Source organism: Micromonospora sp. NPDC005194 (genome assembly GCF_040608335.1).
GTDB lineage: Bacteria > Actinomycetota > Actinomycetes > Mycobacteriales > Micromonosporaceae > Micromonospora.
Map to the genome: position 1 here is coordinate 105,729 of NZ_JBEXIA010000009.1, position 26,807 is coordinate 132,535.

Genomic DNA, 26,807 nt, shown 5'->3' on the forward strand with positions numbered 1-26,807 from the left:
CAACGGTTCTCAACGGATGTCGTGGGTCTGCAACCACAGTTCCAGCAGACCGAGCTGCCACAGCTTGTTGCTGCCCGCCGCGGCCTCGGCCCGGTCCGGCTCGGCGAGCAGCCGCGCCACGTACTCGGGGCGGAACAGGCCCCGCTCGCGCGCGACCGGGGCCTGCAACGCTTCGGCGACCAGCTCGCGCACCGGCCCGTCCACGTTGCGCAGCGCCGGCACCGGGAAGTAGCCCTTCGGCCGGTCGACCACCTCGGCCGGCAGCACCTCCCGGGCGACCTCCTTGAGCACGCCCTTGCCGCCCTGGGCCACCTTGTGCTCCGGTGGGCAGCGCGCGGCGAGGGTGACCAGGTCCTGGTCGAGGAACGGTGTACGCACCTCCAGCCCCCAGGCCATGGACATGCTGTCCACCCGCTTCACCGGGTCGTCGGGGAGCATCAGGTGGGTGTCCAGGCGCAGGACGGCGTCCAGCGCGGTCTGCGCCCCGGGCGCGGCGAGGTGGTCGGTGAGCAGGTCACGGCTGGCGTCGCGCTCCAGCGCGTACGCCGGGCCGACGATGGCGCGCAGCTCGTCGTGGCCACGGTCGAAGAACGCGGCGGCGAACGTCTCGGCGGCGCCGTGGCGGGGCGTCTGGGTCAGCGGCTGGTGGTAGCCGTAGCCGGCGAACACCTCGTCGGCGCCCTGCCCGGACTGCGCCACCTTCACATGCCGCGCCACCTGCTCTGAGAGCAGGTGGAAGGCGACCACGTCGTGGCTGCCCATCGGCTCGGTCATGGCCAGCACGGCCCCTCGTACGGCGGGCGTCAAATCGTCGTCGGCGAGCCGGATCCGGTGGTGGTCGGTGTCGTACGCGCGGGCCACCAGGTCGGAGTAGTGGAACTCGTCGCCGGACTCGTCGCCCCGGCTGTCGAAGCCGATGCTGAACGTGCGCAGGTGCTCCTGGCCGGCCTCGGCGAGCAGCGCCACGATGAGGCTGGAGTCCAGACCGCCGGAGAGCAGCACCCCGACCGGGACGTCGGCGACCAGCCGTCGGCGTACGGCCGTGCGCAGCGCGTCGGAGATGGCGGCCCGCCAGTCGGCGGCGTCCATCCCGGCGTCGGACGGCTCCCGCACGTAGTCGGGCTGCCAGTACACCTGCTCACGGCTGCGCCCGTCGGCCTCGATCACCCGCACCGTGGCGGGCGGCAGCTTGCGGACGCCGCGCAGCACGGTCCTGGGCGCCGGCACGATGGAGTGCCAGGACAGGTAGTGGTGCAGCCCCACCGGGTCGATGCCGGTGTCGACGTCGCCGGCCCGCAGCAGCGCGGGCAGGGTGGAGGCGAACCGGAGCCGCCCGGGGGCCTCGGCGAGGTAGAGCGGTTTGATGCCGAGCCGGTCGCGGGCCAGGACGAGCCGCCGCCGGGGCCGGTCGACCAGCCCGATCGCGAACATGCCGACCAGGTGGTCGACGAAGCGTTCACCCCAGTGGGCGTACGCCACCAGGATCACCTCGGTGTCGCTGGTGGATCCGAAGGAGTACCCGGCGTTCCGCAGCTCCTCGCGCAGCTGCGGGTAGTTGTAGATGCACCCGTTGAAGACCAGCGCCAGGCCCAGGTCGTCGCGCACCATCGGCTGGCCGCCGGCATCGGACAGGTCGATGATGGTCAGCCGCCGGTGCCCGAGGAGCACCCAGTCGTCGGCGTACAGGCCCTCGTCGTCCGGGCCGCGCGAGCGCATCGCCTCGGTCATCCGGGTGACCGCCGCCGCGTCGGGCGGCCGGCCGTCGAAGCGCACCTCCCCGCTGATCCCGCACATCAGGCGGGGTGGCGGTGGTTCAGGGCAGACATGAGCGCCTCCTGTCACGTCTCCCCGGCTGGTGGTGGCGGGGGTCCGGCGAACGAACGGGGCGGCTGGCTACCCGCGCGCGGGGCGGTTATGCGCGCAGGGTGCGCAGGATGCGGGCCAGCTCGGCGCGGTCGGCGTCGGGGAGGTGGCCGAAGAAGCGGTCCGCCTCGGCGCGGCGGGCGGCCCGGATGGCGGCGCTGACGCGGGTGCCCTCGTCGGTGAGCGCGACCAGGGTCGCCCGGCGGTCGGCCGGGTCGGGTCTCCGTTCGACGAGCCCTCGGGCCTGAAGGTCGTCGACGACCTCGGTGGCCGAGCGGGGCGCGATGTGCAGGTGCTCGGCGAGCGTGCCGGGGCGTACCTCACCGTGACGGCCGAGCACGCCGAGCGCCCGGGACTGGCTGGGGGTGACGTCCCACGGCGCCAACGACTCCCGGGTCTGTCGGCGCAGACGGGACGCGACCGCCCAGAACGTCTCGGCCAGGCTCTCGTCGCCGCTGTCGGTGGTGTCCTCGGTCACCGGAATACGGTAGCAGCCGATACTGTTGTTCCCTCATGTTGAGGTAACCTCAGCATATCGCCTCCGGAAGGAGTTCCCCCTTGGAACCCACCCCGATGGGCCGCGACCGCGGCCACCGCACCGTCAGCGCCGAGGAGAAGACGCAGGCCCGCCAGGTGTCCCTGCGCCGCATCGGCCGCCTGTTCACCCCCCACCGACCCGCGCTGGCCATCGTCACCGCGATCATCGTGCTCTCCTCGGTCGTCGCGATGGCCAGCCCGTTCCTGCTGCGTGCCGTGATCGACCGTGCCCTTCCGCAGGGCGACGTGACCCTGCTGGTCTGGCTGGTCCTCGGCATGGTCGCCGTGGCCGCCGTGACCGCCGCCCTCGGCGTCGTCCAGACCTGGATCTCCACCCAGGTCGGGCAGCGGGTCATGCACCGGCTGCGCACCGACGTGTTCAGCCACCTTCAGCGGCAGTCGCTGGGCTTCTTCACCCGCACCCGCACCGGCGAGGTGCAGTCGCGCATCACCAACGACATCGGCGGCATGCAGTCGGTGGTCACCTCCACCGCCACCGCCGTCGCGGCCAACCTCACCACAGTGGTCGCCACCGCCGTCGCCATGGTCGCGCTCTCCTGGCAGCTCTCCCTGGTCTCGCTCGTGGTGCTCCCGCCGGCCATCTGGCTGACCCGCCGGGTCGCCCGGATGCGCCGCGAGATCACCGACCAGCGCCAGCGCGAACTCGCCGACCTCAACGTCACCGTCGAGGAGGGGCTGTCGGTCAGCGGCGTGCAGCTCGCCAAGACCCTCGGCACCGGCCCCGCCCTGATCGACCGGTTCACCGCCTCGTCGACCCGCCTCGTCGACCTGGAGCTGCGCAGCGAGCTGGCCGGCCGCTGGCGGATGGCCTCGATGAGCATCATCTTCGCCGCCGTACCGGCAGTGATCTACCTCGCCGCCGGCCTGCCCGGCACCGCCGGCACGCTGAGCATCGGCACCCTGGTCGCCTTCACCGCCCTGCAGGGCGGCCTGTTCCGGCCACTGATGGGCCTGCTCAACGTGGGCGTGTCGCTGACCGCCTCGCTGGCGCTGTTCGCCCGGATCTTCGAATACCTCGACCTGCCGGTCGACGTGGCCGACCCCGCCGAGCCGGTCCGCCTCGACCCCGCCCGGGTCCGCGGCCACCTGCGCCTTGCGGACGTCACCTTCGGCTACCCCGGCAGCGACACCGCCGCCCTCGCCGGCATCACCCTCGACGTGCCCGCCGGCACCAGCCTCGCCCTCGTCGGCGAGACCGGCTCCGGCAAGAGCACCCTCGCCGGACTGGTCAGCCGCCTGCACGACCCGACCGCCGGCCGCATCACCATCGACGGCGTCGACCTGCGCGACCTGCGACTGACCGACCTGGCCGCGATCGTCGGCGTCGTCAGCCAGGAGACGTACCTGCTGCACACCACCGTCCGGGAGAACCTGCGCTACGCCCGGCCGGACGCCACCGACGCCGAGATCGAGGCCGCCGCCCGCGCCGCCCAGATCCACGACCTCATCGCCGGCCTCCCCGACGGGTACGACACGATGGTCGGCTCCCGCGGGCACCGCTTCTCCGGCGGCGAGAAGCAACGACTCGCCATCGCCCGTACGCTGCTGCGCGACCCGCGCATCCTGGTCCTCGACGAGGCCACCAGCGCGCTGGACACCGAGACCGAGCGAGCCGTCCAGCGGGCGTTCGACGTGCTCTCCAAGGGTCGGACGGTGCTCACCATCGCGCACCGGCTCTCCACCGTCCGCGCCGCCGACCAGATCGCCGTCCTCGACCACGGCCGCATCGTCGAGACCGGCACCCACCAGAGCCTGCTCGATCACGACGGCCGCTACGCCACGCTGGCCGCGTGAGCCCCCGTTGCTCCCTTGCTCCCTTGCTCCCTTGATCGTTGGCGGCTGGGCGACATGACACGCCGACAGCTTCGCTGCTGAGGTGCCACCGATCATCGCGGGCTAGCAGAACGTGGGCGCACGTGGGGGTTTTCCACATGAGGAGTGCTGTCCACAGAGGCCGACGGGGGTCCTTGCGGCCCTCGGGGGCGGAGCCGCACGGTGCGTGGTGTGAACTCGGTGCTGCGGGAACTGGTGAAACGGTCCGGAGGGCTGGTCACCCGCGCGGCGGTGACGCAGGTGGTGCCGGAGTGGGCGCTGGAGCATGCCTGCCGCGGCGGTGAATTGGTACGGGTGCTGCCGGAGGTCTTCGTGGCGGCGCACCTGGTGGACAGTCGGCCGGGCATCCCGGTCCTGAATCAGCTCGACCCGGGCGTGGCCCCGCTCGCGGCTCTCGCGTGGGCACGGGGGTGCGCGACACTCAGCCATGTCAGCGCGCTCGCCGCATGGGGCCTGCACGCGCCGACTGCCAACGAGCCACTGCACCTCAGCGCACCGATCAACGCTGGCCTACGGACGCGCCCGGGAGTGGTGGTGCACCGACGCAGGGGCCTCGTCATCGAGCCGCCGCACGTGGTCGTCCGCAGAGGGCTGACGGTGACCCGTCTTGAGCAGACCATCGTCGACTCGTGGCCGATCCTGCCGTCCGCCGAGCGACGGGCGCCGGTGATCCGGGCGGTCAACGACTGGCTGACCACCCCGGAGCGGCTGGCGGTCGCCCTCAGCAGCGAGCCGAAGCTGACCGACCGGGCAGCGTTGCGGATCCTGCTGACCAGGCTCGGCGAGGGATGCCGTAGCCCGCTGGAGATCTGGGGCCACGAGCACGTGTTCACCGGCCCGACCATGCCGGAGTTCCGCCGGCAGGTGCCGGTGCGTCTCGGGCGCCGCACCGTGTACCTCGACATGTACGCCGAGCGGGAACGGGTCAACATCGAACTCGACGGCTCCACCACCCATGGCGACCCCCGCCAACGGGAGGCCGACCTGCGCCGGGACGCTCTGTTGGCGACCGTCGGAATCCTGGTGGTCCGCTTCGCCCATCGCCGGCTGGTCAACGAGGCCGACGACGTACGCCGGGAGACCCTGGCGATCCTCGCGACGCGCCGGGATCTGTGGCCGCCCGTGATCGGTGGCAGCTGAGCGATTCGACACGCCGCGTGCCGTTCTGCTGAGCTGCCACCGATCGGGGCGGCGCGGTGTCAGGCGGGCAGCACCGGCAGACCTGGGTCGTGCATGCGTCGGTGGGTCGGGCACACCCACAGGAACTCCCCGGTGGACGTCAGCACCCGGCCGAGCCCACCAAACGTCCGTACGGCGTCCAACTCCATGAGCAGCACCTTGAACGAGCGCAGGGCGGCGCCCTGCGCCACGGTCAGGGCGTGCCGTGACTCGGGCGGCGCGGCCAGCGCGTCCTCGGCGAGCGACGTGGGCAACGAGTCGATCAGACTCTTCATCAGGTCCAACTCCCGCTGCGCGTGCTCCAGGTTGGGCGCGACGTAGCCGGCCACCGAGGCCGCCACCGGATACACGAGGCGCAGGGTCTTGAACACCAGGTTCAGGTACGGCGCGGCCTTCTCCAGCCAGGCGCGCGGCTGGGTCAGCTCGTAGCTGGCCCCGTCCCAGGTGTGCCATTCGCCGGGCTGCTCGCACCAGAGGGTGATCCGGATCGACCGCTGCCCGAACGAGAGACGACGCCAGCCGATGGGCGGGATCGTGGCGACGGTGAACAGCCGCGGGCAGTCGGTCACCTCCGTGCCGACGGCCCGCACCAGTCGGCGCAGGTGGTGGGCCGTGTCCGCGGCGAACGACGCCGTCTCCGCCACATGGTCCCCGATCAGGCCGACCTCCTGGCTGAGGGTGCTGAGCCGTCGTTCCAGCCGGTTCAGCTCCGCGCCGAAGGGCTGCGGCGCCACGAAACCGGTCAGCAGGCCGGCGACGTCGTGGTCCTGCTGGCAGGTCAGGCAGGGAAGTACGACCTCCGGCCGGTTCGTCCCGGCCGCCGGGGTCACGTCGAACAGGCCGACGGACTGGACCGGGCCGGGACGCGTCGAACGCTCCCGGAACTTGATCAGCCCGTCGAGCGGAAAACGCCCGGTGCAGGCCACGCCGTCGGCGTCGCGGCTCGGGCACGGTACGAACAGCTTGAAGGGCAGGCCCGGCCAGCGCGTGGTGAGGAGGCGCTCCAGGCTGTCCCGCAGCACGTTGAAGAAGAGATCGGGCGACGGAGCGCGGACTTCGATGGCCAACCTGTGGTCGGCCTGCAACTCCACCAGCGCCTCGGACTGGTACGTGTCGATCGGATGGCGCAGGAACACGCCTCGCCGCCAGTGCCGACCCGTCGACGCGTCGTGGTGGCGGACGGTGATCCACGAGACCAGGCCCGGCGGCGCGCTCTCGCCGAGTTCACAGGTGAGCCGCAGCACCCGGATACCGTCCGGTACCGGCTGTGTCGCCTCCCACGGCAGCCGGGGGCGCTCGTACCGGACCAACTGGGCGATCAGGCTCCGGTCACCGTCGTTTAGCCGGTACGAGACGTCGAACTTCTCCATCAACCGCAGGAAGAACGGGTGGTGGACCGGGTTGTACGACAGGCCGTCGTCGCGCGGACGCCAGATGTGCCGCAGCTCGTGGTGTTCGAGGATTCCGTCGCCAGCCCGAACGCCGTGGTCCTCCAGCACGTGGCTGATCGCCTTCGTCAGCCACTCGGGGTTGAGGATCACGATGTCGCGCAGACCGTCGTCGTCGCCGTAGTAAATGACCTGGCCCAGGTCGTGCAGCAACTCGGCAAGGTGGACGACCTCGTCGTCGCGGACCCGGTGACGGCGGCAGATCGCGGCGAAGTCCTCGAAGGACATCTGCGGCTGGGCACCGGCCTGCGCCAGGATCTCGTCCCGGGCGCTGGCCCACCGGCGGCTGGTCAACTGGCCCATCTGCGGCAGCCGTGCCGCCTCGTCGCCGATGGCCCTCCGTAGCGCCGTGACGCCGCGGTTGGTTTCGCTGTCCACCGCGTACTGGCCCGCGATCATGCCCGGGAACAGCTCCCGCAGGCGCGGGAAGTCCAACTCCGGCCGCCGTTCGTCCGCGTGGGTGGCCACGATCATCACCGAGGCCTCCGTTCCCACCCGCAGTCGGATGCGGTGCAGCCAGCCCTCCACCTCGCCCTGCTCCTGGCCCTCGCGTGGGTGCCAGACGAGCAGGTAGATGGCGCGTCGACTGAAGAAGAACTGGTGGGTCACCCGGTAGATCTCCTGGCCACCGAAGTCCCAGGTGCGCAGCGTCAACGTCTCGTTCAGGAACGGGTGCGGCAGAACCAACTCCCGGATCTGAATGCCGTGCGTTGTCGGACGCCCCTTCACGAACTGCTCGCCGTTGAGCGCGCCCACCAGCGACGTCTTGCCGACGTTCCCCTCGCCCACCAGCAGGATCTTGGCCTCGTACTGCGGAGCCCCGTCCCCCAGGCTCTGCAGGTACGCCCCCAGCGCGGCGTCCCCACGACGCAGCGTCTCGATCAGGGCCTGGTCCAGCGGGTTGTCGTCGAGCCGGATCGTCAGCTGACCCCGGATCAGCAGCGGCGCGAGACTCGTCGGGAGGGTCTTGAGCAGGTTGCCCCGCAGGTCGAGCAGTTGCAGATCGGGCAGCGCACCAAGCTCCTCGGGCAGGACCGTGAGCCGGTTTCCGCCGAGATCCAGCTCGCGGAGGCGCTTCAGCTCGCCGATCTCGCGCGGGAGGTTGCTCAGCCTGTTTCCAGCGAGGTCCAGCTTCTCCAGCTGCCCCAGAGCGCCGATCTCGGGCGGTAGCCTGCGGATCTCGTTGCCGTACAGGGACAGCACCTCAAGCTCGGTCCGCTCCAGCAGGTCCGCGGGGACCGATGAAATGCCCGTCCGGCCCAGGTTCGCTACCGTCTTCATCGGTTGTCCGTCCTGTGCGACATCGGTGACCGACCACCACTATGGACGGCGGGTGCCACCGCGACGTCCCTCAATCAGGTCACGTTTCCCGACCGGCAGCAGGACGGACAGTGCCCCCTCGTCGCGTCCCGTCCGCCGGCGGCGGGTTGGCACAGCCCACCCCGGTACGGCAGCCTCGGCGTCGTGGGCACGTTCCTGACGCAGCTTCCGGCGCTCCTCGGTGTGTTGGTCGGCACCTTGGGCACGATCCTCGCCACCTCGCTCGCCGACCGCGCGCGCTGGCGTCGTAGCCAGAACGTGCGCTGGGACGAGCGACGCCTCGACGCGTACGTCGAGTTCGCGCACGCCCTCAAGGAGAGTCACGCGGTGGCGTTGCGGATGACGGCCCACCTGCGGCCTGGGTCGCACAGCCACCCGATCGACCGGGAGGAGGGCCTCGCCCGGCTCGCCGAGTCGGACGCGCGGCGCACCATCGTCTGGGAGAACCTGCTGCTTCTCGGCGACGAGCCCACGGTGCTCGCCGCCGCGGCCTGGCGGGACGCGATCTGGCAGTTGGAGCGGCTGGCCCGGGGGATCGTCCAAGTTCCGGAAGACATCTCGGCACAACTGGACAGGGTCAACGAGGCCCGGGACGGCTACTACCGGGCGGCCCGACGGAGCCTCGGCGTCCGGGGCGGCTCGGTGGAGCAGTCGGCCGCGCTACGTCAGGCGCTCGCCGGCCGGACGACCGTACCGGCCGAGAGCGCCGTACGCGTCGACGACGTGTGACGAACCGTGGAGGGGATCTCCCCGGTGCCGTTCGGAGTCCGGAGACCGGCGAGTTGTACGAAGACCTCGCGTTTGACGGTCGCGTCGCCTCGGCGGTCGAGGACGTAGCCCGTCAACCAGACCCAGCCCTCGTACGTCGGCTGGTTCGACACCGACACGACGCGGAAGGTCAGGGCGCGGTCCCCGGAAAACTGCACCGAGGCTCGACCGTCGATGACGAGAAGGTCGCCGGGGGAGGGGCGCGCGGTCACCAGTGGCCGGAGTTGGGATGCTGCTCGTGCGGCGGCCGGCACTCCCGCGCGTGCATGGTCTGCCAGTCCCGTAGTGCCCGTCCGAGCCGGTCGTTCTCCCGGCTGAGCAGCCGTACCGTCTCGTTGAGCATGCCCAGCTCATCGGCCACCCGGGCTTGGAACTCGCGTACCTCCACGGGGTCGACGCCGCGCCGATGCGCGGCGAACTCGCGGGTCCGCACCTCGTACGGGGTCAACCGGGCCGCGTAGCCGGCGGGGTAGGGCCGGCCACCTCGATACACCTGAGCCACGACAGTCCTTTCTGAGAGCAGGCGGGAGCGCGAGATCGCGGTGGTGGGGTCGGGACGGGCACACGCACCCGCCCCGACCGAGGGGATGAGCCGCACTCGTTGCCACGCGAGGACCGGCTCCGCTCCAACATATCTAGACATGCTAGTTAAGTCAACGCTGCTTGTTAGGTGCGTCGCGGTGTGATCAAATCGGGTTGCCACGCGAGGAGTGCCATGCGAGAAGTGCCGGATTACTGGCGCATCGCCGATGATGTGATCGCCGATGTCAGGTCGAAGAAAGTCAAGCCGGGGGACAAGCTGCCCTCTATCGCTGAACTACGTGTGCGATACGACGTCAGCCACGGGACTGTGCAGATGGCCTACGCCCGGTTGGAGGCGCTGCGGGTGATCCGGCGGCAGCAGGGCAAGGGCGTTTTCGTGACCGACCCGAAGACCTGGATGCGCGAGCCGTAGGTGGCGTGGGACATCTCGGAACACGCCGCGTACGCGGGCGGCCTCGCCACACGGGTGGCTGAGCTGCGACGGCGTTTCCCCGACGCGTTCGTGACGTGCGATGTCGAGGGTGCGTTCGCCGGGCCCGAACTCATCTGCTGGAACGCCCGCCCGGAGGAGATCTGGGTGTGGGTGTTCGAGCCCGACGATGCTGCGGGAGTACGGCGAGCCCAGTCCCGGCTGGAACAGCTCCTCGCGGCTCCGCACGAGTTGACCAGCGTCGTGGACAAATCCGTGGTCGCCGGCCCGAACGACGTCTTCGAGAAGGGCTCTGTCACGGCGTCCAGTTACATCGACGTGGACGGGCGGATCGAGGTCCGGAACGGGCCCGGAGACGGTATCCAGCTGTTCCGGGCGTTCGACATCGAGGGTTTCGACGACACCGCGGAACGGGTCGCGATCAACCTGGCGCTCGGCGCCGCCTACAAGGCGGATCGGGACTCCCGGAAGGCATTGGGTTTCCGGTACGACCGGCCCTCTCCGCGTTTCCGGGAAGATGACGAACGGCATTGACACATATCGCTTGGCATCCCATGGTCGATGGATTCATCCCTCCGTCGAAGGGCCGCAGGATGCTCAGCAGTGAACACCGGTACGTCATCGTCGGGGCGGGGCCCGCCGGCCTTCAACTGAGCTACTACCTCCAGCAGCACGGTGCCGACTACCTGACGCTGGAGAGTGGCGACGAGCCCGGCGGCTTCTTCCGGCGGTTCCCGCGCCACCGCCGGCTCATCTCGCTGAACAAGGTGCACACCGACAGCGCCGATCCGGAGATCCGCCTGCGCTGGGACTGGAACTCGCTGCTCAACGACTCCCCGGACCTGCTGTTCCCGCGCTTCAGCGAGGAGTACCTGCCGGCCGCTGACGACCTGGTGCGCTACCTCGCCGAGTTCCAGCGGGTCCATGCGCTCAACATCCGGTTCGGCACGACGGTCGAGCGGCTCACCCGGACCGGTGACGGCTTCGTCGTGGGCACCGACCAGGGAGAGGTGCGCGCGCGTTGCCTGGTCGTCGCGACCGGCTGGGGCCGGCCCTTCGTGCCGGCCATCAAGGGCATCGAGCATGCCATCGGGTACGAGGACATGGTCGTCGACCCCACGGCGTACGACGGTCAGCGGGTCCTGATCATCGGTAAGGGCAATTCGGCTTTCGAGACCGCGTCGGCCATCCTCGGCCGAGCGTCGATGGTGCACCTCGCCAGCCGGCAGCCCCTGCGACTGGCGTGGAACACCAAGCACCCCGGGGACGTGCGTGGTCAGTACGGCGCGATCCTCGACAGCTACCAGTTCAAGACGCTGCACTCGGTGTTGGACTGCACGATCGACGAGATCCGGCCCGTCGACGGTCGGTTCCGGGTGTCGATCACGTACACCCACGCCGAGGGGGAGACCGCCGAACTGGACTACCACACGGTGCTGCGGTGCACCGGGTTCCGGATGGACACGACGATGTTCGACGAGACGTCCCGACCCGAGATGGTGCGCGAAGGCCGCATGCCCGGCCTACGCCCCGACTGGCAGTCCAGCACCATCGACGACCTGTACTTCGCCGGCACGATCGCCCAGGCGCGGGACGCGAAACACGCGTCGTCGCCGTTCATCGACGGCTTCCGGTACAACCTCCGGACGTTCACCCGGATCCTGCGGGAGCGCTACGAGGGCGTGCCGCTGGCGTACGCCACGACGCCGGCCGACGCCGTGTCGCTGACCAAGCTGATGCTCGACCGCGTCAACTGGTCCTCGGCGTTGTGGACCCAGTTCGAGTACCTCTGTGACGTCTTCGTCCGTGACGACGCCACCGGCGACATCCACCACTACGAGGACCTGCCGGAGGACTACGCCGTGGAGCGGTTCGCGGCGGCCACGCAGTGGTACACGCTCGCGTTGCGGTGGGGCCGCGACGACTACGGCGACGTCTTCGCCATCGACCGGCACCCGACCCCCGACCGGGCCCGAGAGAGCGCCTTCATCCACCCGGTGATCCGGCGTTACCGCGGCACGGAACTCGTCCACGAACAGCACCTGCTGGAGGATCTGCTCGCCGAGTGGCGACGCCCGGACCGACACGTCGAGCCGTTGGTCGGGTTCCTGACCGGGGACCTCACCAACGGATCATGATCTCGTCGAGGGGTTTGCGGGCCAGATCGGGGACGTGGGCGTCCGGGGTGGGATAACCGACGGGCATCACGACGTACGGGCGCTCCTCCGCAGGTCGCTCGCACACCTCGTTGAGGAACCGCATCGGGCTGGGCGTGTGGGTCAGTGTGACCAGGCCGGCGTGGTGCAGCGCGGTGATCAGCAGGCCGACCGCGATGCCGACGGACTCCTTGACGTAGTACGGCTTGGGGCTGTGCGGCCCCTGGTGCACCTCGAATACGACGATGACGGCCGGTGCGGTCTCCAGGAACGGCTTGCGCCAGTCGGTGCCGAGCCCGGCGATCGCACCCAGCCACTCCGGCGAGGCGCGGCGGTCGTAGAACGCCCGTTCCTCGGCCTCGGCGGCCTCGCGCAGCCGGCGTTTGCGGGCCGGGTCGGTCAGGACGACGAACCGCCACGGCTGCACGTTGGCGCCGCTGGGCGCGGTCGACGCCGCCCGGATCGCGGCCTCGACGACCCCGTCGGGCAGCGGGTCACTGGCGAAGTCCCGCACCGACCGGCGCTGCGCCATCCGCTGAGCGAACGCCTCCGCCTCGCGCACCATGTCGGCCGGCGGTCGGCGGTGGTGCTGGACGGGGACCCTGGGTACCAGGTCGGTGTCGTTCACCTGTGGCCTCCCTGATGAAACTGTGCCGGTCTCCGGTCCCTCCAGCATCGCGGAGCCGACGCCGCCTGTCGTTACGCAGGCGTGCCTTGTTCACAGGTGGGCAGGTCGGGGGCGGTCCGGCTGACGAGCTCGTCGACCACGTCAGTCAGACGTCCGCGCACCGCCTGGGCGGCACGCTGACGGGTCGCGCCGTCGCCGTCCGCGGCGAGCCACTTCAGCCAGCCCTCCACCCGTTCGCGGTCACCCGCCGCGTCCAGCGCCGGGCGGGCGCGCTCGACCAGCCGCTCGGCCAGGGCCGCCGCGGGCAGCAGCCGGCCCGTACCGACGTCGACGCCGTGGCCGCCCATCCCGTCGCGGGCGGCCCGCCAGTACGCGAGTCGCAGCAGCTCGGGAGCCAGCCGCGGGCCCTCGTCGCCCCGGTCGACGGCCTCCCCGGCGGCGACCACCAGGGCCCGCACCAGGGCCGCGAGCGCCGCGGACTCGGCGGCGGTGACGGGCACGTCGGCCACCCGTACCTCAAGCGTGGGGTGGTGTGTGGACAGGCGCAGGTCCCAGAAGATCGTGCCGTGGTCGACCAGCGCGCCGGCGTCGAGGAGCATGTCCACGTGGTCGTCGTACTGCCGGGCGGACGTCAGGTACGGCGGCGGGCCGGCCACCGGCCAGCGCCCCCACGTGACGCTGCGCCAACTCGCGTAGCCGGTGTCGCGCTCCGCCCAGTAGGGCGAGTTGGCGCAGAGGGCGAGGAACACCGGCAGGTGTGCGCGCAGGTGGTTGCCGATCAGCACGGCCCGGTCCCGGTCGGGCTGCTGCACGTGGACGTGCACGGCGCAGATCGCCAGCTCGTCGTGCAGCCCACGGAAGGTGGCGGTGCCCCGATCCTGCCGCGGCCCCTCGGTGAGCGGCGGCGGCACGGCACGGCCCAGCACCGGCGAGCCGCTGGCGATCACCCGCAGACCCGCCGAACGGGCCGCGGTCTGGATGGCGGCCCGGCCCTCGACGAGCTGCGCGGCGAGGTCGTCGAGGCTCTGGCACGGGTCGGTGCGGGTCTCGATCTGCAACCTGGTGATCTCGCCGCCGACCCGAGGGCCGAGCGTCGCTCGCGCGCCGTCGACGACGGTGGCCGCCTCCGGTACGACCTCGCCCCGGTCGGCGTCGACGACGAGGAATTCCTCCTCGACGCCGAGCGGGGGAATGAGCGATTCCGAGTGCTGTCCCGTAGGCATGCCGAAGCCCACCCCTCGCTGCCGGTCACGCACCGGCGAGAAGCACGTTACGGGATGTCGTCGATGAGTCGCGGCCCGAAATAATCCATCGTGGACAGCGCGTCGACGAGTCCGGCGAGCAGCGCCGTCCGTTCGGGCATCCGGTCGAGGCAGACGTACTCGTCGGCGGCGTGCGCTCCGCCACCGACCGCACCCAGGCCGTCGAGGGTCGGTACGCCCAGCGCGGCGGTGAAGTTGCCGTCGGACGCGCCAGCGGCGTACGCGCCGGTCAGGCGCGGGATGCCCAGCCGGCGGGCGATCGACTGGGCCACCTCCAGCAGTGGCCGCGCGAGCTCCGGAGCCATCGGGTAGCGGTTGATCCCACCCTGCACGGCCAACGTCGCCTCGGGCAGGAACGGGACGAGCCCGCGAATGGCGTGGTCGACGCGTTCGAGTTCGTCCCTCGTCCAGGCCCGGACGTCGACGGCCACGCTGGCGCGCTCGGGCACCGTGTTCGTCGTGGTGCCGGCGGAGAGCACTGTCGGTGTGACGGAGGTGCCGCCGCTGTCGGCCGCGCCGAGCGCGCCCAGGCTGAGAACCTGGTGGGCGACCTCGACGGTGGCGTTGACTCCGCGCTGGGGTTCGACGCCGGCGTGGGCCGCCCGACCCGAGACGGTGAGGCGGTAGACCGAGCCACCCTTGCGGGCCACCTTCAGGTGCCCGTCCGGGGTGGCCGCCTCGCAGACGAGAACCGCGCCCGAGCGGCGCGCCGCACGCTCGATCAGGTGCCGCGACGTGCCGGACCCGCTCTCCTCGTCGCAGGTCAGCAGCACGCCGACCGCCGAGGTGTCCTCGATCAGGCTCAGGGCCGTGAACATCTGCACGATGCCGGCCTTCATGTCGCACACACCGGGCCCCGTCGCCACGTCCCCGCGGACGGCGAAGGGCCGGGACCGGATCGTGCCCACCGGAAAGACGGTGTCGAAGTGCCCAAGCAGCAGCACGCGCTGGTCGACGGCCGGCCACAGCAGGTGCGGCAGGCCGTCGATCACGACCCGGTGGGCGGGCCGGCCGAGCACGTCCTCCCCCCAGTCGGCGAGCAGGTCGGCACAGGACTCCAGCTCAGGCAGCGAGCCCGGTGCCGACTCGCAGGAGACGAATGTGCTCAGTCGGTCGACCATGTCAGCTCGGAGCCGCTGGGCGGCGTCGAGCAGGAAGCGGGGACGGTCCATCGATCCCTCCAACCGCACGGCCGACGGGCTTCATCAGGCGTGCCCGTCGACCATCGCAGGGGGATCGGGGTGCGGTCACCCGTGGTTGTGCTCAGACTGCCGGTGTACGAGCCGCGGACCCGTAGCCGACGTCGACGATCCGGTGTGCCATCCCGGCGTAGGCCTCCTGGCCCTCGGGCGCGAACGTGCCGAGCCCGTCGACGTACCGGTTGAACATGCAGAACGCGGCGGCGATCAGGACGGTGTCGTGGATCTCCAGGTCGGTGGCGCCCTCGGCGCGGGCGTCGGCGACCAGTTCGGTGGTGACGTTGCGGCCACTGATCTGCACCGCGCCGGCGATGCGCAGCAGCGCCCGCAGCTTGGCCGAGATGGGGGCGGTGTCGAGATCCGCGCGTACCTGGTCGACGAGGGTCATGCCCTCATCGAGCTGCGCGGCGGCGAACGCCGAGTGCGACGCGCAGCAGAAGGTGCACTCGTTGCGCCCGGAGACGTACGCGGCGATCAGCTCGCGCTCGCCGCGCGGGAGCGTGTGCGGGGCGCGCAGCAGCACCTCGGCCAACTCGTTGAGCGGCTTCGCCGTCTCCGGACGGTACCGCATCGGGCCGGTGACGCCGGGAAACTCCTTCTCGTCGATCCCCAGATCGATGTGCGCCATGGTGATCTGCCCTCCAGCCGTGAACCGGCCCGACCGGGAGGACGCCTCTGCCGGCGACGACTGCCCGTGCGGGGCGACGTGACAGGCGCCGCGCAGCCACGATCTCATCCCGTCCGACGAACGTCTTTCTTCATTCATGCTCTTTCCCACGACCGACCCGGACGGCGCGGCGACGGCCGGGCAGGCCCCGACGGATCACCACCGCATACCACGGGGATCCGCGGAGTGGTGTGCTGTCCACAGGCTCCTGCACTGTCCACAGCGGTGCCCGCACAGGCAATGGTCGACGGCTCCGTGCGGCACGGTCGGGCCCGTGGATTCGCGACTGCGTGCCCTGTTGGTTCGGGGCGGTGGGCTGTGCACCTGGTCAGAAGTGGTGCGAGTGGCACCCGAGTGGACGATTCAGGCCGCCCGGCGGGCGGGTCGGTTGGCGCGCCCGCTGCCCGGGGTCTACCTGGACGCCGCCCTGATCCGGAGCACGGGCGTGGACGTGCCGATCCTGGCCCGGATCGAGCCCGAGCTGGCACGCCGGGCAGTCCTCGCGTACGCCGACGGCCGCGGCGCGCTCGGCCGACTGACCGCGCTCGACGTGTGGGGCCTACGCCGCCAGCCACCTGGTGAGCCGGTACACCTCGATCTGCCCGCCGGATCGGGCCTGCGGGGTCGGCCGCATCTCGTGGTGCGCCATCGCGCCGGGTTCGCGGTCGGGCCGCCGCAGGTGGTGGTACGGGGTGGGTTGCCGGTGACGCGGCTCGACCGGACCCTGGTGGACTGTTGGCCGCTGCTGCCACCGGTCGACCGCGCCGGGCCCCTCATCAGGGCGGTCAACGACCGGCTCACCACGCCACAGCGGCTCGTCGTCGCCCTGGCCGACGTGCCCCGGTTGGCCGATCGCGCGGCGCTGCGCGGTCTGCTGGATCGGCTCGCCGCCGGTTGCCGTAGCCCGCTTGAGATCTGGGGTCACGACCACGTCTTCACGGGTCCGGGTATGCCCACCTTCATCCGGCAGGCGCGGGTACGGGTCGGTGCCCGAACCATCTACCTCGACATGTTCGCCGAGGCGGAGCGCGTCAACGTCGAACTGGACGGTGCCACCACCCATGGCGATCCGGTCGAACGCGAGGTCGACCTCCGCCGCGACGCCCTGCTGGCCACCAGGGGAATCCTCGTCGTCCGCTTCACCCACCGCCGCCTCCTGGCGAACCCCGCCGAGGTCCGCCAGCAGACCCTGGCAATCCTCGCCAGCCGCCGCGCTCGCTCATGATCACTTGATGCTGACTAGTTTTCCGGAGCCCCTGACAACTGCTCAGCATCAAGTGATCATGAGCGGGATGCGGTGCTACTCGGAGGTGGACGAAAGGATGCTAGCCAGCCGGGCCAGCGTTGGCGTTCATGGCAGAACGCGCGGATCGGGAACAATCGGCATGAAGGTCTATGCCGACCCGATCAAGATTTGGTAGCGCGGAGATGAAGAAGTTCGCCGATCCACCGCGCGGCCTCCCGCTGGGCGGCGAGCAGGTGCTGGCGGGCGTCGGCCACCTCCTGGTCGGCGTCCGCGTCGAGGTGGTCGCCCAGGATCGTCGTCCACCGTCGGCTCAGCTCCTCGGCGTACGTCGCCCTGCGCAACTGTTCGTCGAACTGGTACTCCAGTTTCACCATCCGGTCGACGTGCGGCTGGAGCGCCGGCATGATCCGCTCGTCGAGCCGGACGGCGGCGTCGGGTCGGCAGGTGATGAGGACGTCACCGCGCTGGTAGCGCCACTCGGGATCGTCGGCGAGCGCCCGCTGCAACGCCACCTCCAGATCGGCTGCCCGGTGCGGCGGCAGGTCCCGGGCGGCGTCGGCGGCGAGCCGGGTCAGCCGTTGGATGGCGTTCGGTTGGAAGTACTGCACGTACCAGCTCAAGACCTCGGCGCGCAGGCTCGCCGGTGACGACCAGGCGAACGTGGCGCGGACGTAGAACGAGTACACGTACCCGCGCGAGGGGACCGCGATCAGCCGGGGCGCGTCACGCTGTTCGATGAGCGGGCCCGGCGGGGACGGTCCGACCCCGGCCCCGACGGGCGCCTCGTCCTGGAGCGCGGCCACCAGCCGATCCCACGTCCGCGCCCACCACCGCCAACCCCGGACACTCACGTCCCGGGCGATGGTCAGCCCACGGATGCCCCGCCGACGCCACAGGTCCGCGGGCCTCGGCCTCTCCTTGGGAGCGTCCGTCATGGCACCCCTTCACGGTCACCGATCCGCATGTCACGCTAACAACCGATGACCGATATGCCCGTAGCCGCGCCGATAGCCCCAGGTCGGGTCCGCGTCGGGATGCTCGCGCTGCCCCCGCTGGTGGGGGGACCGATGGTCCGGGGTTCATCGAGCATTGTGGAGCAGTTGGGGTGCGCGGGCTGTCGCTGACGGCCGGCAACGGCGAGACTGACTCCGGTCCGCCAATCACGCGGATCGATGCATCGGATGGTCTGGAGGCAGCCTGTGTCCACCCTCGTGTCCCCGCTGGCCACGCTCGGCGCGATCCGCCGGCGTACCACCACCCTCGCCCTGCTCCTCACCATGGTCGCCGCCGCGCTGGTCGGCCCGTCCGTGGTGGCCCCACGGCTGACCGACTCCGCGTCGGCGGCGGTCTACAGCTCCTGCACCGTCAGCCGCTGCGCGGACGCGCGCACCGCACGCTCCGGCTGGTCCGCCAAGGGCTTCCCGACCAGCCGCGGCTGGTACTCCTGGAGCGGCGGGCTGTCCAACTTCGCCGGCGGCCGGTTCTACAACAACGAGGGTCAACTGCCCACCAACGCCACCTACTACGAGTACGACGTGTACCCGCGTACCCAGGGCGCTGCCCGCGACGCGTACCGGATCGTGGTGAATCGCAGCAGCGGCGCCACCTGGTTCTCGCCCAACCACTACACCGACTTCTACCGGCTCTGACCGACCCGAGGGCCGGCCGGTCGCACTCGGCCGGCCCTCGAGGCGTCGCCCCGGCCGGATCGGGAGGCACGTACGGAATGTCGCGGTCGGTGACGGCCGGCGGGGTGGTTACTCCAATGAGCGTTATGACTCTGAGGAATGAATATGACTCTGAGGTATGTCGCTCTCACGAGTGACCGGGGCCGGACGGTGCCGGGCGCGCCGGATCGTGCCTCCCGCCGAGACAACGCCAGCCCGGCCGCGCCGAGGAGAGCCAGCCGACGGGCCGAGGACAGCTAGGCCGAGGACAGTCAGGCCGAGGACGGTCAGTCGACAAGCCGCCGCTGACTGTGTGGGTGCTCAGTTCCCGACAGTCCGGCCCTCGCCGAGGCGCGGTGACGGTGGTGGTGACGCTCGGGTGACGGCCCCTTCGCGATCCTCGTGCCCAGCCGGGCGGCGTGCCCTGGCAGGGGCAGCGGGGAGGCCGGTGCGGTGGACTTCGTCGACGGGGTGCTGGTGCGGTTGGCCGATCCGGGCACCCGCGCCGCCGTCTTCGACGACGCGTCGCTGGCCCACCTGGTCGAGGCCGCGTACGACACCGAGGCGATGCCGGTCGCGCCCCCGTACGCGGCGGTCTTCGACGAGCTGACCCTCGGCTTCGCGTCCGCGCCCGCGACGCTGGCCGAGGGGGAGTGGCTGGGCTCCGGCGGCACCACCCGTACCGAGCTGCGCGTCCGGCTGCACGGCCTCGGCGGGTCGGCGCTGCGCATCGACGCGCTCTGGCGGGGCAGCCTGGTGGTGCGCACGAGCCTCGCCCGGGACCGGGTCGAGGACCTCGACGTGGCGGTGCCGGCCTTCGACGTCGACCCGCAGATCATCGCCGACCTCGGCGCGTTGCCCACCGACCCGGCGCTGTTGGAGACCGAGCGTCGCACCCGACTGGTGGCCCGGCTGCGGGCGGGCCTGCACCAGCCGGCCGCGTTCACCGACGCGCACCTGGACCGGCTGCTCGCGGGCGTCGGCGCCGCGAACGCGGGTGACCTGGTGGCGCGGATGCGCGGGCAGACCGCCGGTGCCACCGTACGGCTGCGCTACGCGGCGCCGCCGGCCGCGCCGCCCACACCCCGTCCGCTGCCGTTCGCCGCCGCCGTGCTGATCCGCGACCGGGGCTTCTCCCTCGCCGACCTGCTCGTCGAGACGCGGCTGGTCCGGGCCCGCGCCGAGGAGCTGGGCCTGGACGTGCCCGCACCCGACGACGTCCGGCGGCGGCACCGGGTGGTCGCCGTCTGGGTGGTCCCCATCGAGACGTTCGACGACGACGGTTGGCCCGGCGGCGACGCCGGCACCGCCGCGCAGAAGCGGGCCACCCGGTTCGCCCGCGCCGGCCAGTGGCTCGCCCGCAGCGGCATCGGACTGGCCGCCGTGACGACCTGAGAACCCAGACCAGCAGCAACTTCGTCCGGGAGGACCCGTGGCACCGACAGCAGCATTCCCGTTCATCGAGGTCCGGATCGTGCCGCCACCGGCGCCGCTGGCCCAGCGCTCGCCGGGCGTCATCGCCGTGGTGGGCAAGGCGCCGTCCACGGCCGACGGTGGCTCCGCCCCGGCGAACACGCCGGTCCGGATCGAGACCCTGGACGACGCGGTCACCAACTTCGCCCGCCGGCAGGCCGGCAACGTGGTCCGCAACGCCCTCTACAACTCGCTGGAACTGGCGTTCCTGCAGGACCCACGGCCGGCCAAGGTGTACGGGGTCAAGGTGGCCGGCGACGACTACGCCGCCGCGCTCGGCGGTCTGGAGGCCGCCGACGACGTGACCATGGTGTCGCTGGCCAACGAGTCGACAGTCGGCAACCCGGCCGGAGCCGGGGCGCCCACCGGGTTGCAGGCGCTCAAGGCGCACGTGGAGACGATGTCGGCCGCCGGCCAGCGGCGGATCGGCTTCGCCATGGTCAACCCGGCCACCGAGAAGGGCCCCAGCTACGTCGCCGACATCACCACCGCGGCGAACCCACTCAAGAGCAGCACCAGCCGGATGGTGATGATCGCCGCCCGGGGCGCCGACGGCGACGCCGCCACCGCCGCGATGGCGGCCGTGGCCGGCCTGCCGGTGCACCACAGCATCGTGCTGAAGAAGATCCGTGGGGTGGCCATCCCGGTGGCCAAGCAGTACAGCCCGGCCGAGATCAAGGGCCTCTCCGAGGCCAACCTCACTCCGATCATCGACCCGACGCTGATCACCGGCGAGAGCCTGCACTTCGCCGACGGGCGGCTCTTCACCACCGATGCGAGCCTGCTGCACGTCGACCTGGTCCGCACCCTCGACCAGATCGAGTTCATGCTCCGCGCAGGTCTCATCGGCCTGGTCGGCGACGCCCGCATCACCAAGCCGGGCATGACCCTGCTCAAGACCCAGGTGGACGGCATCCTCGGCCCACTCAAGCGGCAGGCGGTGATCGACGACTACCGCGTCGAGATCCCGGTGCTCGACATCCTCACCATCCCCGAGGCCGCCCGTACCGCCACCGACACCTCGATCGTCACCGCCGCCCGGGCCGACCGCACCGTCGACCTGGTCGTCACCGTCACGTACGGCCCGGCCGTGAGCCGCCTGCTGGTCACGCTCGTGGCCAAGTTCTGACCGGAGGAACCAGACCATGGAGTGGAAGACCCGCCTCGCGGTGCAGTACACCAAGGGCACCGAGACGGTGTTGATCAGCCCGATCGACTCGTTCAGCCCGTCCTTCTCGCTCAACGTCGAGGCGCTGCACTCGTGCGAGGTGACCCACATGGGCGTCATCCACGCGCCGGTGTCGATGAACTTCACGATGACCGTCAAGGCGATCGGGGATGTCGCCGGCCGGCTCACCAAGCTGGCGCTCGACGGCGAGCTGTTCGACATCGCGCTGCTGGAGCACACCGGCGACGACTGGGCGTTCTCGTCCTTCGTGCTGCGGGACTGCCTGATCACCAGCGCGACACCCACCACCGCCACCATCTCCGGCGCCCCGGCGGCGACCTTCAGCGGCTTCAGCCTGGCCGCCTCGGTCGACCCGAAGACCGGCGACCCGTCCGTTCTGCCGTAACCGACCGACGAGGAACCGGAGGTAGCAGATGGCGACCGGAGCTGGCCGCGCCGCCCGGGTCACCCGTACCGGGCTGGCCCTGGTGCACGCGGGTGAGCTGGTGCTGCCGGCGGCCGGCAGCGAGGCGGAAGCCGAGCAGGTGGCCGAGGACGATCGCGCGGTCATCGCGTACCACTTCCCGGTGGAGATCGAGGTGGTCGCGGCCGGCGGCGCCCTCGACGCCGACGCGCTCGCCGACCTCGCGCTGGCCCGGCTCGCCGAGCACCTGGACGGGCGGTTCTGACGGTGGCCATCTCGGTGCACGTGCCGGTGCGGATCCGGCTGGACGCCCGGTCGGTGACCGAGCGGCCGGCGGCCGTGACCGACGCGCTCGCCGCGGCCCTGGCCCGCGCCCTGGAACGCTCGCGGCAGGAGGTGGTCGCGCCGCGCGGCGGCTATCTGGAGGTACGCGCCGCGGCGCCGGACTTCCGGTGGACCGGCCCGGCCGCCGAGCGGGTGTCCCCGGACGAGCGGCGGGCCTTCGAGGCCCGGCTGCGCCGGCGCGTCGACGAGGTGGTCGGCGCGGCGCGGCTGGATCCGGGGCTGCCCGCCGGGGTGGCCGCGCCGCTGAGCCGACCGGCGACCGAGCTGTTCGACCCGCAGCGGATGCGCCACCTCCTCGCGGTATACCGGGTGCCGTCCTACGACGACGGCGGGGACGCCGCCGAGGTGCCGGTGGACGGAGACGAGCCGCCTCCGGTGACCTACCAGTGGCTGTTGCGACCGGCCACCTACCTGGCCGATCACTTCGCCGAGCTGGCCCGCGAGGCGGTACGCCAGCACGGTGGCCTGCCCTCCGGCGCACCACAGGGGATCATCGCGCGGGTGGTCGGCCCCGACGGCCGTCCGGTCTGGGCGATCATGGTGACCACCACGCCACTGTCGGTCCTGACCTTCGAGCGCTTCGGCGAGACGGTGTTCCGGGCCACCCCGCAGCCGCACTTCGAGGTGGAGGAGCGGGTGCCCAGCCCGCAGCCCGGGACGGTGCAGCGGCGGCCGGTCGCCGACCGGAGCGCCCTGGTCGCCATGGTGGACGAGGAGCTGAGCGCCGACATCCGGCAGCGGCTGCGGACCGCTTCGCCGCGCGGCGAGACCACCAGCGCCCAGGAGTACCAGGCGCAGATCGAGCGGGCCGTCGACGCGGAGGTGACCCGGCGGGTCGACGCGATCCTCGCCTCGGTGGGCGGGGCGACGCCGACGTGCCTGGTGGTGGTCAGCATCGGCGGGGTGTCCCTGCTGCTGGTCGGCACCGAGGAGACCGACGCCACCCTGCACTGGACCGGCACGGCCAACCTGCTGCCGATCACCATCGAGCAGCACCCGGCGGCCCCGCCGGACCCGAACGCGCCACCCGGCGGCACGGGCACGGGCACCGGCACCGGCACCGGCACGGGTACCGGCACCGGCACCGGCACCGGCACCGGCACCGGCGCGGGCACGGGCACCGGGTCCGGCAGTGGGTCGGGCGGCGCTGGCGGCACGGGCACCGGGGCGGACGGCGGCACCGGAGGCAGCGGGGACGGCAGTGGTGGCGGCCGGCGGGGCGGGTTCGTCTTCGACCCGAGCAGCCCGAGCGCGCCGGCCGGCGCCGAGGGCAGTCGGTTCCCCGTCGTCGGCGGCGGGCACTCGACGATGCCCGCCTGCGCGCCGTTCAACGGCGAGCCGGAGTTGGCCGCGCTCGGGCCGGACGGCGACGAGCTGCGTCGGCTGATGGACGACATCGCGTTCCGGCTGCAGATGGGTGAGCCGTGCCGCTATCCGGCGAACTTCTGCCTCCAGGCCGCCGCCGTGCTGCGCGGCCGGGCCGCGGCGATCAGCCTGCTGGTCGGCTCCGCCGAACGCGAGGCGTTCACCCGGCCCGTCCCCGAGGGCACCGGAGGGCTCGGCCCGCTGGACTTCCGGCCGGTCGCCTCGCCCGCCGTGCAGTTCCTGCGCCACCTGGCCGGAGTGGTGCCCCGCCTGGACCACCTCGCCCAACTGGTCATGGGCCGCTACAGCCAGCCCGAGCACTTCGCCCGCGTCCAGGGTGGCTGGATCGACTCGTCCGCCTCCTGGAACCTGCACTTCGTCCAGGCGCTCAGCCCAGCCGTCAAGGCCGCGGTGGGGCAGCTGTTCATCGTCGGCAGCCAGGCCATGCTTGTGCAACTGCTGCTCAGCTCGCAGACCGGCATCAACGCGCGGATCGCCCACTTCGACCAGTACGCGCCGATCTTCGAGCGGTTGATCGTCTCCCAGCTCACCGACTACGCCGAACTGCAGGGGCTGCGCGAGCGGCTGCGCCGGCACGAGGCGGCGCGGTGGACGGCCGAGCACACCGACGCCGGCGGCGGCGTCCTCGCCACGGTGAGCATGGCCAACCCGTCCACCGCCTGGTACGGGGCAGCCCGCGCCATCTCCACCGCGTTCCTCGCCACCGAGGCCGCCCTGACCAGCCCCGGCGCGGCCGGCGAGATCGTCGAACGCGACGGCGTCACGCGCATCCGCGACTCGCACGCGGTGCTGTGGACCCTCGCCGACATCGAACAGGCGTTGGTCATCCAGCGCGGCGAGGCCGAGGGCGTCGACCCGCTGGTCAAGCAGATCACCGACCTGCCCGACGTGCTGGCCCGCTTCGCCGGCAACCGGTCGGCGATCCGCGACGAGTTGTGGCGGGTGCTGCAGGACATGCGGCGCAACAACACCGAGATGCTGGGCCGCGCCCGCACCGACGCGCACTTCGCCTTCCGGTCCAGCCGGATCAGCGAGCACATCCCGTCGGCCACCATCGCCGGGTCGAGCTTTGCGTTGCAGGGCATCCACCTGGTCACGCACCAGCAGATCGGCGAGTTCTTCGGCGGTAACCTCTACTACGCCACAGGCGTCGACAGCCTGTTCCACACCGAGTTGGGCCGGGAGGCGCTGAGCGCGTTCGCCATCATGGTGGGGATCATCGCGCTGTCCATTCTCTGCCCACCGCTGGGCTTCGTGGTCGGGGTGGCCGTCGCCGCCGTCGACGTGGCGCACGCCCACCAGCGGGCGCGCCTCTACTCCTCCATGCTCGACCCGGAGCTGGTGCTCACCCGCACCGAGGTCGAGGTCGAGCTGTTCGCCGCGTACCTCGGGCTGGCGATGTCGCTGATCCCGGAGGCCGGCACCATCGGCGGCGCGGCCGTGCGCGGCGGCCGGGTCGCGCTGCGCTTCGGCGTCCGCGCGGGGCTGCGCGCCGCCCGGGGGTACGTGGTACGCCGGGTCACCCGACAGATCGTCGAAGCCGCCTCCCGCGACCTGCTCCAGGCGTTCCTCACCGAGATCCTGCTCAACGAGGTGCTGGAACGGGTCGTGCAGAAGCTGATGGAGCCGATCCTCGCGTACGTGGAGCGCGAGGCGATGCTCAGCGGCGCGGTCGGCGGCCCGGAGGGCGCCCGGTTCATCCTCATGGTGCTCGACTCGCAGCACACCGCCGCGTCCGGCCCGCGCGTGCCGGTGGTGCGGCCGTGACCGGGCCCCGCCGGTTCCGCGCCGGCCGGTTCCTCGACGCCGCCGCCGTGCACGCCGCCGCCGACGCGAACCCCCGGCTGCGCCGGTTCATGCGGACCATCGCCGAGCACAGCGAGGCCGGCGAGGTGCGGTCGCGGCGGCTGCTGGAGCACCTCATCCGCCGCATCGTCGACGACGTCGGCGACCTGCACCTGGGCAACGCGCTCAACCGGCTGGAACGCATCGCCGTCCTGCGGGACAACATCGCCGCGATCCTCGACCACGTGCTGGAGGGTGGCACCCTGCCCGAGGGGGTGCGGGTGGCGACCCTCGGGGAGTACTTCGACCAGCTCAGCACCGAGATGCGCGAGCTGAGCCGACCTCGCGAGGGCATCGTCGGCGACGCGCCGCTGCGGTTGGCCGACGACGCCGGCGCGTACGCCGACTCGCTGCTGCGCGAGTTCGACGGCGGCGGCGGCGCGGCCGGCCGGCACACCGAGCCGGCCGCGATCGTCGGTGACGCGTTCCGGGCCATGCCGGCGGACCGGCAAGCGGCGCTGCGCCGCGCCGCCGAGCTGGAACCGGCCGCGCTGTGGCGCGCGGTGGCCGCCGAGAGCGAGGGTGGCAAGCGGGCCGCCGTCGCCGATCTGGAGAGCCGCCTCGGCGGCCGGCTCACGCCCGACGAGCTGGCCCGGCTGCGCACCGCCGTCGACGACCTGGGCCGGGCCCGCTCGCGCGGCCTGCAGATGAGCGACGCCCGCCTCGCCGACGCCCTGGCCCGCATCGGTGACCCGGACCTGCGGGCCGTGGTGGCCGGCGGCGACGTCTGGCTCACCCAACAACTCGCCGTGCACAACCCGGAGGCCCTGGCCACCCTGTGGCGGCGCTTTCGCGACGGGGGCGGACGCGCCGACGACGGCCCCGGCTTCCGCGCCTACCTGCGCCACGACATGGTCACCTATGGCCGGGGTGTCCTCGGTGAGTACAGCGCCGCGTTCTCCCTGAGCAGCATTGAGCTGTTCCTCAAGGGACCCGACGCCAACGTCAAGGTCGCCGGCACCGACCTCGTCGGCATCGGCCACGACGGCTGGGTGTGGCTCGTCGACGACAAGTCGCACCGGGCGAGCAGCGTCGCCGGGGTCAGCGCGCTCACCGACAACCTCGTGGTCAACCTGCGCCGCGACGCCGCCGACTTCCGCGACGCCATCGCGCGGCTGCAACGCGACGACCCCGGCTTCACCCCGGACCCGCGCATCCTCGACGCGATCTCCCGGATGGAGGACGCCGCCGCCGAGATCGACCGGATCAACCGGCGCGGCTCCGCGTCCACTCGACCCGCGCGCATCAGCGCGGCGCTTGAGGAACGCCGGCTGCGGCTGCGGGTCACCAGCGCCGCGGGCGAGGTCCGCGAGATCACCCAGGCGCTGCGCGACCTCGGCCTGGCCGTCGAACCCACCGGTACGCCGGTGCCGCTGCCACCCGTCGGAGGGCGTTGAGC

23 protein-coding genes are annotated in these 26,807 nt (G+C 71.8%); 14 read left to right on the forward strand and 9 right to left on the reverse strand.

The window, feature by feature from the left end; genetic code table 11:
• Window positions 1-9 precede the first annotated feature (9 nt).
• Entirely contained in the window at window positions 10-1,794 is a 1,785-nt protein-coding gene (locus ABZU53_RS10335; RefSeq protein ID WP_355065187.1) for an N-acetylglutaminylglutamine amidotransferase, read from the reverse strand.
• 118 nt (window positions 1,795-1,912) lie between these two features.
• Window positions 1,913-2,341, reverse strand: coding sequence for a MarR family winged helix-turn-helix transcriptional regulator (locus tag ABZU53_RS10340; RefSeq protein WP_354859624.1), 429 nt, complete (start codon window positions 2,339-2,341; stop codon window positions 1,913-1,915).
• A 95-nt stretch (window positions 2,342-2,436) separates the two neighbouring features.
• On the opposite strand from ABZU53_RS10340, the gene ABZU53_RS10345 reads away from it, so the two are divergent.
• Together ABZU53_RS10345 and ABZU53_RS10350 are read left to right on the forward strand one after the other, a co-directional pair.
• On the forward strand, window positions 2,437-4,215 hold the full coding sequence (locus tag ABZU53_RS10345) for an ABC transporter ATP-binding protein (protein ID WP_355065319.1): 1,779 nt from the start codon (window positions 2,437-2,439) through the stop codon (window positions 4,213-4,215).
• 201 nt (window positions 4,216-4,416) lie between these two features.
• Window positions 4,417-5,394: a DUF559 domain-containing protein gene (locus tag ABZU53_RS10350; protein WP_355065189.1), complete on the forward strand. Its 978-nt coding sequence runs from the start codon at window positions 4,417-4,419 to the stop codon at window positions 5,392-5,394.
• A gap of 59 nt (window positions 5,395-5,453) precedes the next feature.
• Here the strand turns inward: ABZU53_RS10350 and ABZU53_RS10355 are convergent, their stop codons facing one another.
• Window positions 5,454-8,162 carry a COR domain-containing protein gene (locus ABZU53_RS10355; RefSeq protein ID WP_354859618.1) on the reverse strand — a complete coding sequence of 903 codons (2,709 nt, stop codon included), beginning with the start codon at window positions 8,160-8,162 and terminating at the stop codon, window positions 5,454-5,456.
• Window positions 8,163-8,345: 183 nt separating this feature from the next.
• Between ABZU53_RS10355 and ABZU53_RS10360 the strand changes: the two genes are divergently transcribed.
• Window positions 8,346-8,930 carry a hypothetical protein gene (locus tag ABZU53_RS10360; RefSeq protein ID WP_355065191.1) on the forward strand — a complete coding sequence of 195 codons (585 nt, stop codon included), beginning with the start codon at window positions 8,346-8,348 and terminating at the stop codon, window positions 8,928-8,930.
• 247 nt (window positions 8,931-9,177) lie between these two features.
• On the opposite strand, the gene ABZU53_RS10365 is transcribed toward ABZU53_RS10360, so the two are convergent.
• A complete protein-coding gene (locus tag ABZU53_RS10365; protein WP_354859613.1) occupies window positions 9,178-9,471 on the reverse strand; it encodes a DivIVA domain-containing protein in 294 nt (97 codons plus the stop codon).
• Window positions 9,472-9,684: 213 nt separating this feature from the next.
• On the opposite strand from ABZU53_RS10365, the gene ABZU53_RS10370 reads away from it, so the two are divergent.
• From ABZU53_RS10370 to ABZU53_RS10380, 3 genes are read left to right on the forward strand one after another with little or no spacing between them, the layout of a single operon-like run.
• Entirely contained in the window at window positions 9,685-9,924 is a 240-nt protein-coding gene (locus tag ABZU53_RS10370) for a winged helix-turn-helix domain-containing protein (protein WP_354859612.1), read from the forward strand.
• Window positions 9,925-10,476 (forward strand): hypothetical protein, encoded by a 552-nt coding sequence (locus ABZU53_RS10375; RefSeq protein ID WP_355065193.1) that lies wholly within the window; start codon window positions 9,925-9,927, stop codon window positions 10,474-10,476.
• A gap of 59 nt (window positions 10,477-10,535) precedes the next feature.
• Entirely contained in the window at window positions 10,536-12,080 is a 1,545-nt protein-coding gene (locus ABZU53_RS10380; protein ID WP_355065195.1) for an NAD(P)-binding domain-containing protein, read from the forward strand.
• Here the strand turns inward: ABZU53_RS10380 and ABZU53_RS10385 are convergent.
• From ABZU53_RS10385 to ABZU53_RS10400, 4 genes are all read right to left on the reverse strand, one after another.
• The gene (locus tag ABZU53_RS10385) at window positions 12,064-12,663 is read right to left on the reverse strand and encodes a nitroreductase family protein (RefSeq protein WP_355065321.1); all 600 of its coding nucleotides are present in this window, start codon (window positions 12,661-12,663) and stop codon (window positions 12,064-12,066) included. The genes ABZU53_RS10380 and ABZU53_RS10385 overlap by 17 nt on opposite strands.
• A gap of 134 nt (window positions 12,664-12,797) precedes the next feature.
• Complete coding sequence (locus ABZU53_RS10390) at window positions 12,798-13,949, reverse strand: glutamate--cysteine ligase (RefSeq protein ID WP_355065197.1); 1,152 nt, start codon at window positions 13,947-13,949, stop codon at window positions 12,798-12,800.
• 47 nt (window positions 13,950-13,996) lie between these two features.
• Window positions 13,997-15,160 (reverse strand): M20/M25/M40 family metallo-hydrolase, encoded by a 1,164-nt coding sequence (locus ABZU53_RS10395; RefSeq protein ID WP_355065199.1) that lies wholly within the window; start codon window positions 15,158-15,160, stop codon window positions 13,997-13,999.
• A gap of 91 nt (window positions 15,161-15,251) precedes the next feature.
• The gene (locus tag ABZU53_RS10400) at window positions 15,252-15,815 is read right to left on the reverse strand and encodes a carboxymuconolactone decarboxylase family protein (protein WP_354859603.1); all 564 of its coding nucleotides are present in this window, start codon (window positions 15,813-15,815) and stop codon (window positions 15,252-15,254) included.
• Between the two features lie 313 nt (window positions 15,816-16,128).
• On the opposite strand from ABZU53_RS10400, the gene ABZU53_RS10405 reads away from it, so the two are divergent.
• Window positions 16,129-17,079 (forward strand): DUF559 domain-containing protein, encoded by a 951-nt coding sequence (locus ABZU53_RS10405; RefSeq protein ID WP_355065200.1) that lies wholly within the window; start codon window positions 16,129-16,131, stop codon window positions 17,077-17,079.
• A gap of 182 nt (window positions 17,080-17,261) precedes the next feature.
• Here ABZU53_RS10405 and ABZU53_RS10410 read toward each other — a convergent pair whose 3' ends face one another.
• Window positions 17,262-18,035, reverse strand: coding sequence for a hypothetical protein (locus tag ABZU53_RS10410; RefSeq protein ID WP_355065202.1), 774 nt, complete (start codon window positions 18,033-18,035; stop codon window positions 17,262-17,264).
• Between the two features lie 264 nt (window positions 18,036-18,299).
• Here ABZU53_RS10410 and ABZU53_RS10415 point away from each other — a divergent pair, with 264 nt between their 5' ends.
• The 7 genes from ABZU53_RS10415 to ABZU53_RS10445 all read left to right on the forward strand — a co-directional run bounded on the left by ABZU53_RS10415 (window position 18,300) and on the right by ABZU53_RS10445 (window position 26,805).
• The gene (locus ABZU53_RS10415) at window positions 18,300-18,749 is read left to right on the forward strand and encodes a ribonuclease domain-containing protein (RefSeq protein WP_354859597.1); all 450 of its coding nucleotides are present in this window, start codon (window positions 18,300-18,302) and stop codon (window positions 18,747-18,749) included.
• Window positions 18,750-19,220: 471 nt separating this feature from the next.
• The gene (locus ABZU53_RS10420; protein ID WP_355065204.1) at window positions 19,221-20,162 is read left to right on the forward strand and encodes a hypothetical protein; all 942 of its coding nucleotides are present in this window, start codon (window positions 19,221-19,223) and stop codon (window positions 20,160-20,162) included.
• Between the two features lie 37 nt (window positions 20,163-20,199).
• A complete protein-coding gene (locus ABZU53_RS10425) occupies window positions 20,200-21,369 on the forward strand; it encodes a hypothetical protein (protein WP_354859592.1) in 1,170 nt (389 codons plus the stop codon).
• Window positions 21,370-21,385: 16 nt separating this feature from the next.
• Window positions 21,386-21,814, forward strand: coding sequence for a hypothetical protein (locus ABZU53_RS10430; RefSeq protein ID WP_234582446.1), 429 nt, complete (start codon window positions 21,386-21,388; stop codon window positions 21,812-21,814).
• 28 nt (window positions 21,815-21,842) lie between these two features.
• Window positions 21,843-22,097: a hypothetical protein gene (locus tag ABZU53_RS10435; RefSeq protein WP_088989350.1), complete on the forward strand. Its 255-nt coding sequence runs from the start codon at window positions 21,843-21,845 to the stop codon at window positions 22,095-22,097.
• A 2-nt stretch (window positions 22,098-22,099) separates the two neighbouring features.
• Window positions 22,100-25,330, forward strand: a complete 3,231-nt coding sequence (locus ABZU53_RS10440; RefSeq protein ID WP_355065206.1) for a hypothetical protein — start codon at window positions 22,100-22,102, stop codon at window positions 25,328-25,330.
• Complete coding sequence (locus ABZU53_RS10445; RefSeq protein ID WP_355065208.1) at window positions 25,327-26,805, forward strand: hypothetical protein; 1,479 nt, start codon at window positions 25,327-25,329, stop codon at window positions 26,803-26,805. Before ABZU53_RS10440 ends, ABZU53_RS10445 begins: the two co-directional genes overlap by 4 nt.
• The last annotated feature ends 2 nt before the right edge of the window (window positions 26,806-26,807 follow it).

What these genes read in the sequence shown, in the direction of transcription:
- ABZU53_RS10345 (WP_355065319.1), top strand. Translation starts at nt 2,437, where the DNA reads ATGGGCCGCGACCGCGGCCACCGCACCGTCAGCGCCGAGGAGAAGACG.
- ABZU53_RS10385 (WP_355065321.1), bottom strand. Translation starts at nt 12,663, where the DNA reads ATGGTGCGCGAGGCGGAGGCGTTCGCTCAGCGGATGGCGCAGCGCCGG.
- ABZU53_RS10400 (WP_354859603.1), bottom strand. Translation starts at nt 15,815, where the DNA reads ATGGCGCACATCGATCTGGGGATCGACGAGAAGGAGTTTCCCGGCGTC.
- ABZU53_RS10355 (WP_354859618.1), bottom strand. Translation starts at nt 8,162, where the DNA reads ATGAAGACGGTAGCGAACCTGGGCCGGACGGGCATTTCATCGGTCCCC.
- ABZU53_RS10435 (WP_088989350.1), top strand. Translation starts at nt 21,843, where the DNA reads ATGGCGACCGGAGCTGGCCGCGCCGCCCGGGTCACCCGTACCGGGCTG.
- ABZU53_RS10390 (WP_355065197.1), bottom strand. Translation starts at nt 13,949, where the DNA reads ATGCCTACGGGACAGCACTCGGAATCGCTCATTCCCCCGCTCGGCGTC.
- ABZU53_RS10430 (WP_234582446.1), top strand. Translation starts at nt 21,386, where the DNA reads ATGGAGTGGAAGACCCGCCTCGCGGTGCAGTACACCAAGGGCACCGAG.
- ABZU53_RS10380 (WP_355065195.1), top strand. Translation starts at nt 10,536, where the DNA reads ATGCTCAGCAGTGAACACCGGTACGTCATCGTCGGGGCGGGGCCCGCC.
- ABZU53_RS10370 (WP_354859612.1), top strand. Translation starts at nt 9,685, where the DNA reads ATGCGAGAAGTGCCGGATTACTGGCGCATCGCCGATGATGTGATCGCC.
- ABZU53_RS10410 (WP_355065202.1), bottom strand. Translation starts at nt 18,035, where the DNA reads ATGACGGACGCTCCCAAGGAGAGGCCGAGGCCCGCGGACCTGTGGCGT.
- ABZU53_RS10395 (WP_355065199.1), bottom strand. Translation starts at nt 15,160, where the DNA reads ATGGACCGTCCCCGCTTCCTGCTCGACGCCGCCCAGCGGCTCCGAGCT.
- ABZU53_RS10335 (WP_355065187.1), bottom strand. Translation starts at nt 1,794, where the DNA reads ATGTGCGGGATCAGCGGGGAGGTGCGCTTCGACGGCCGGCCGCCCGAC.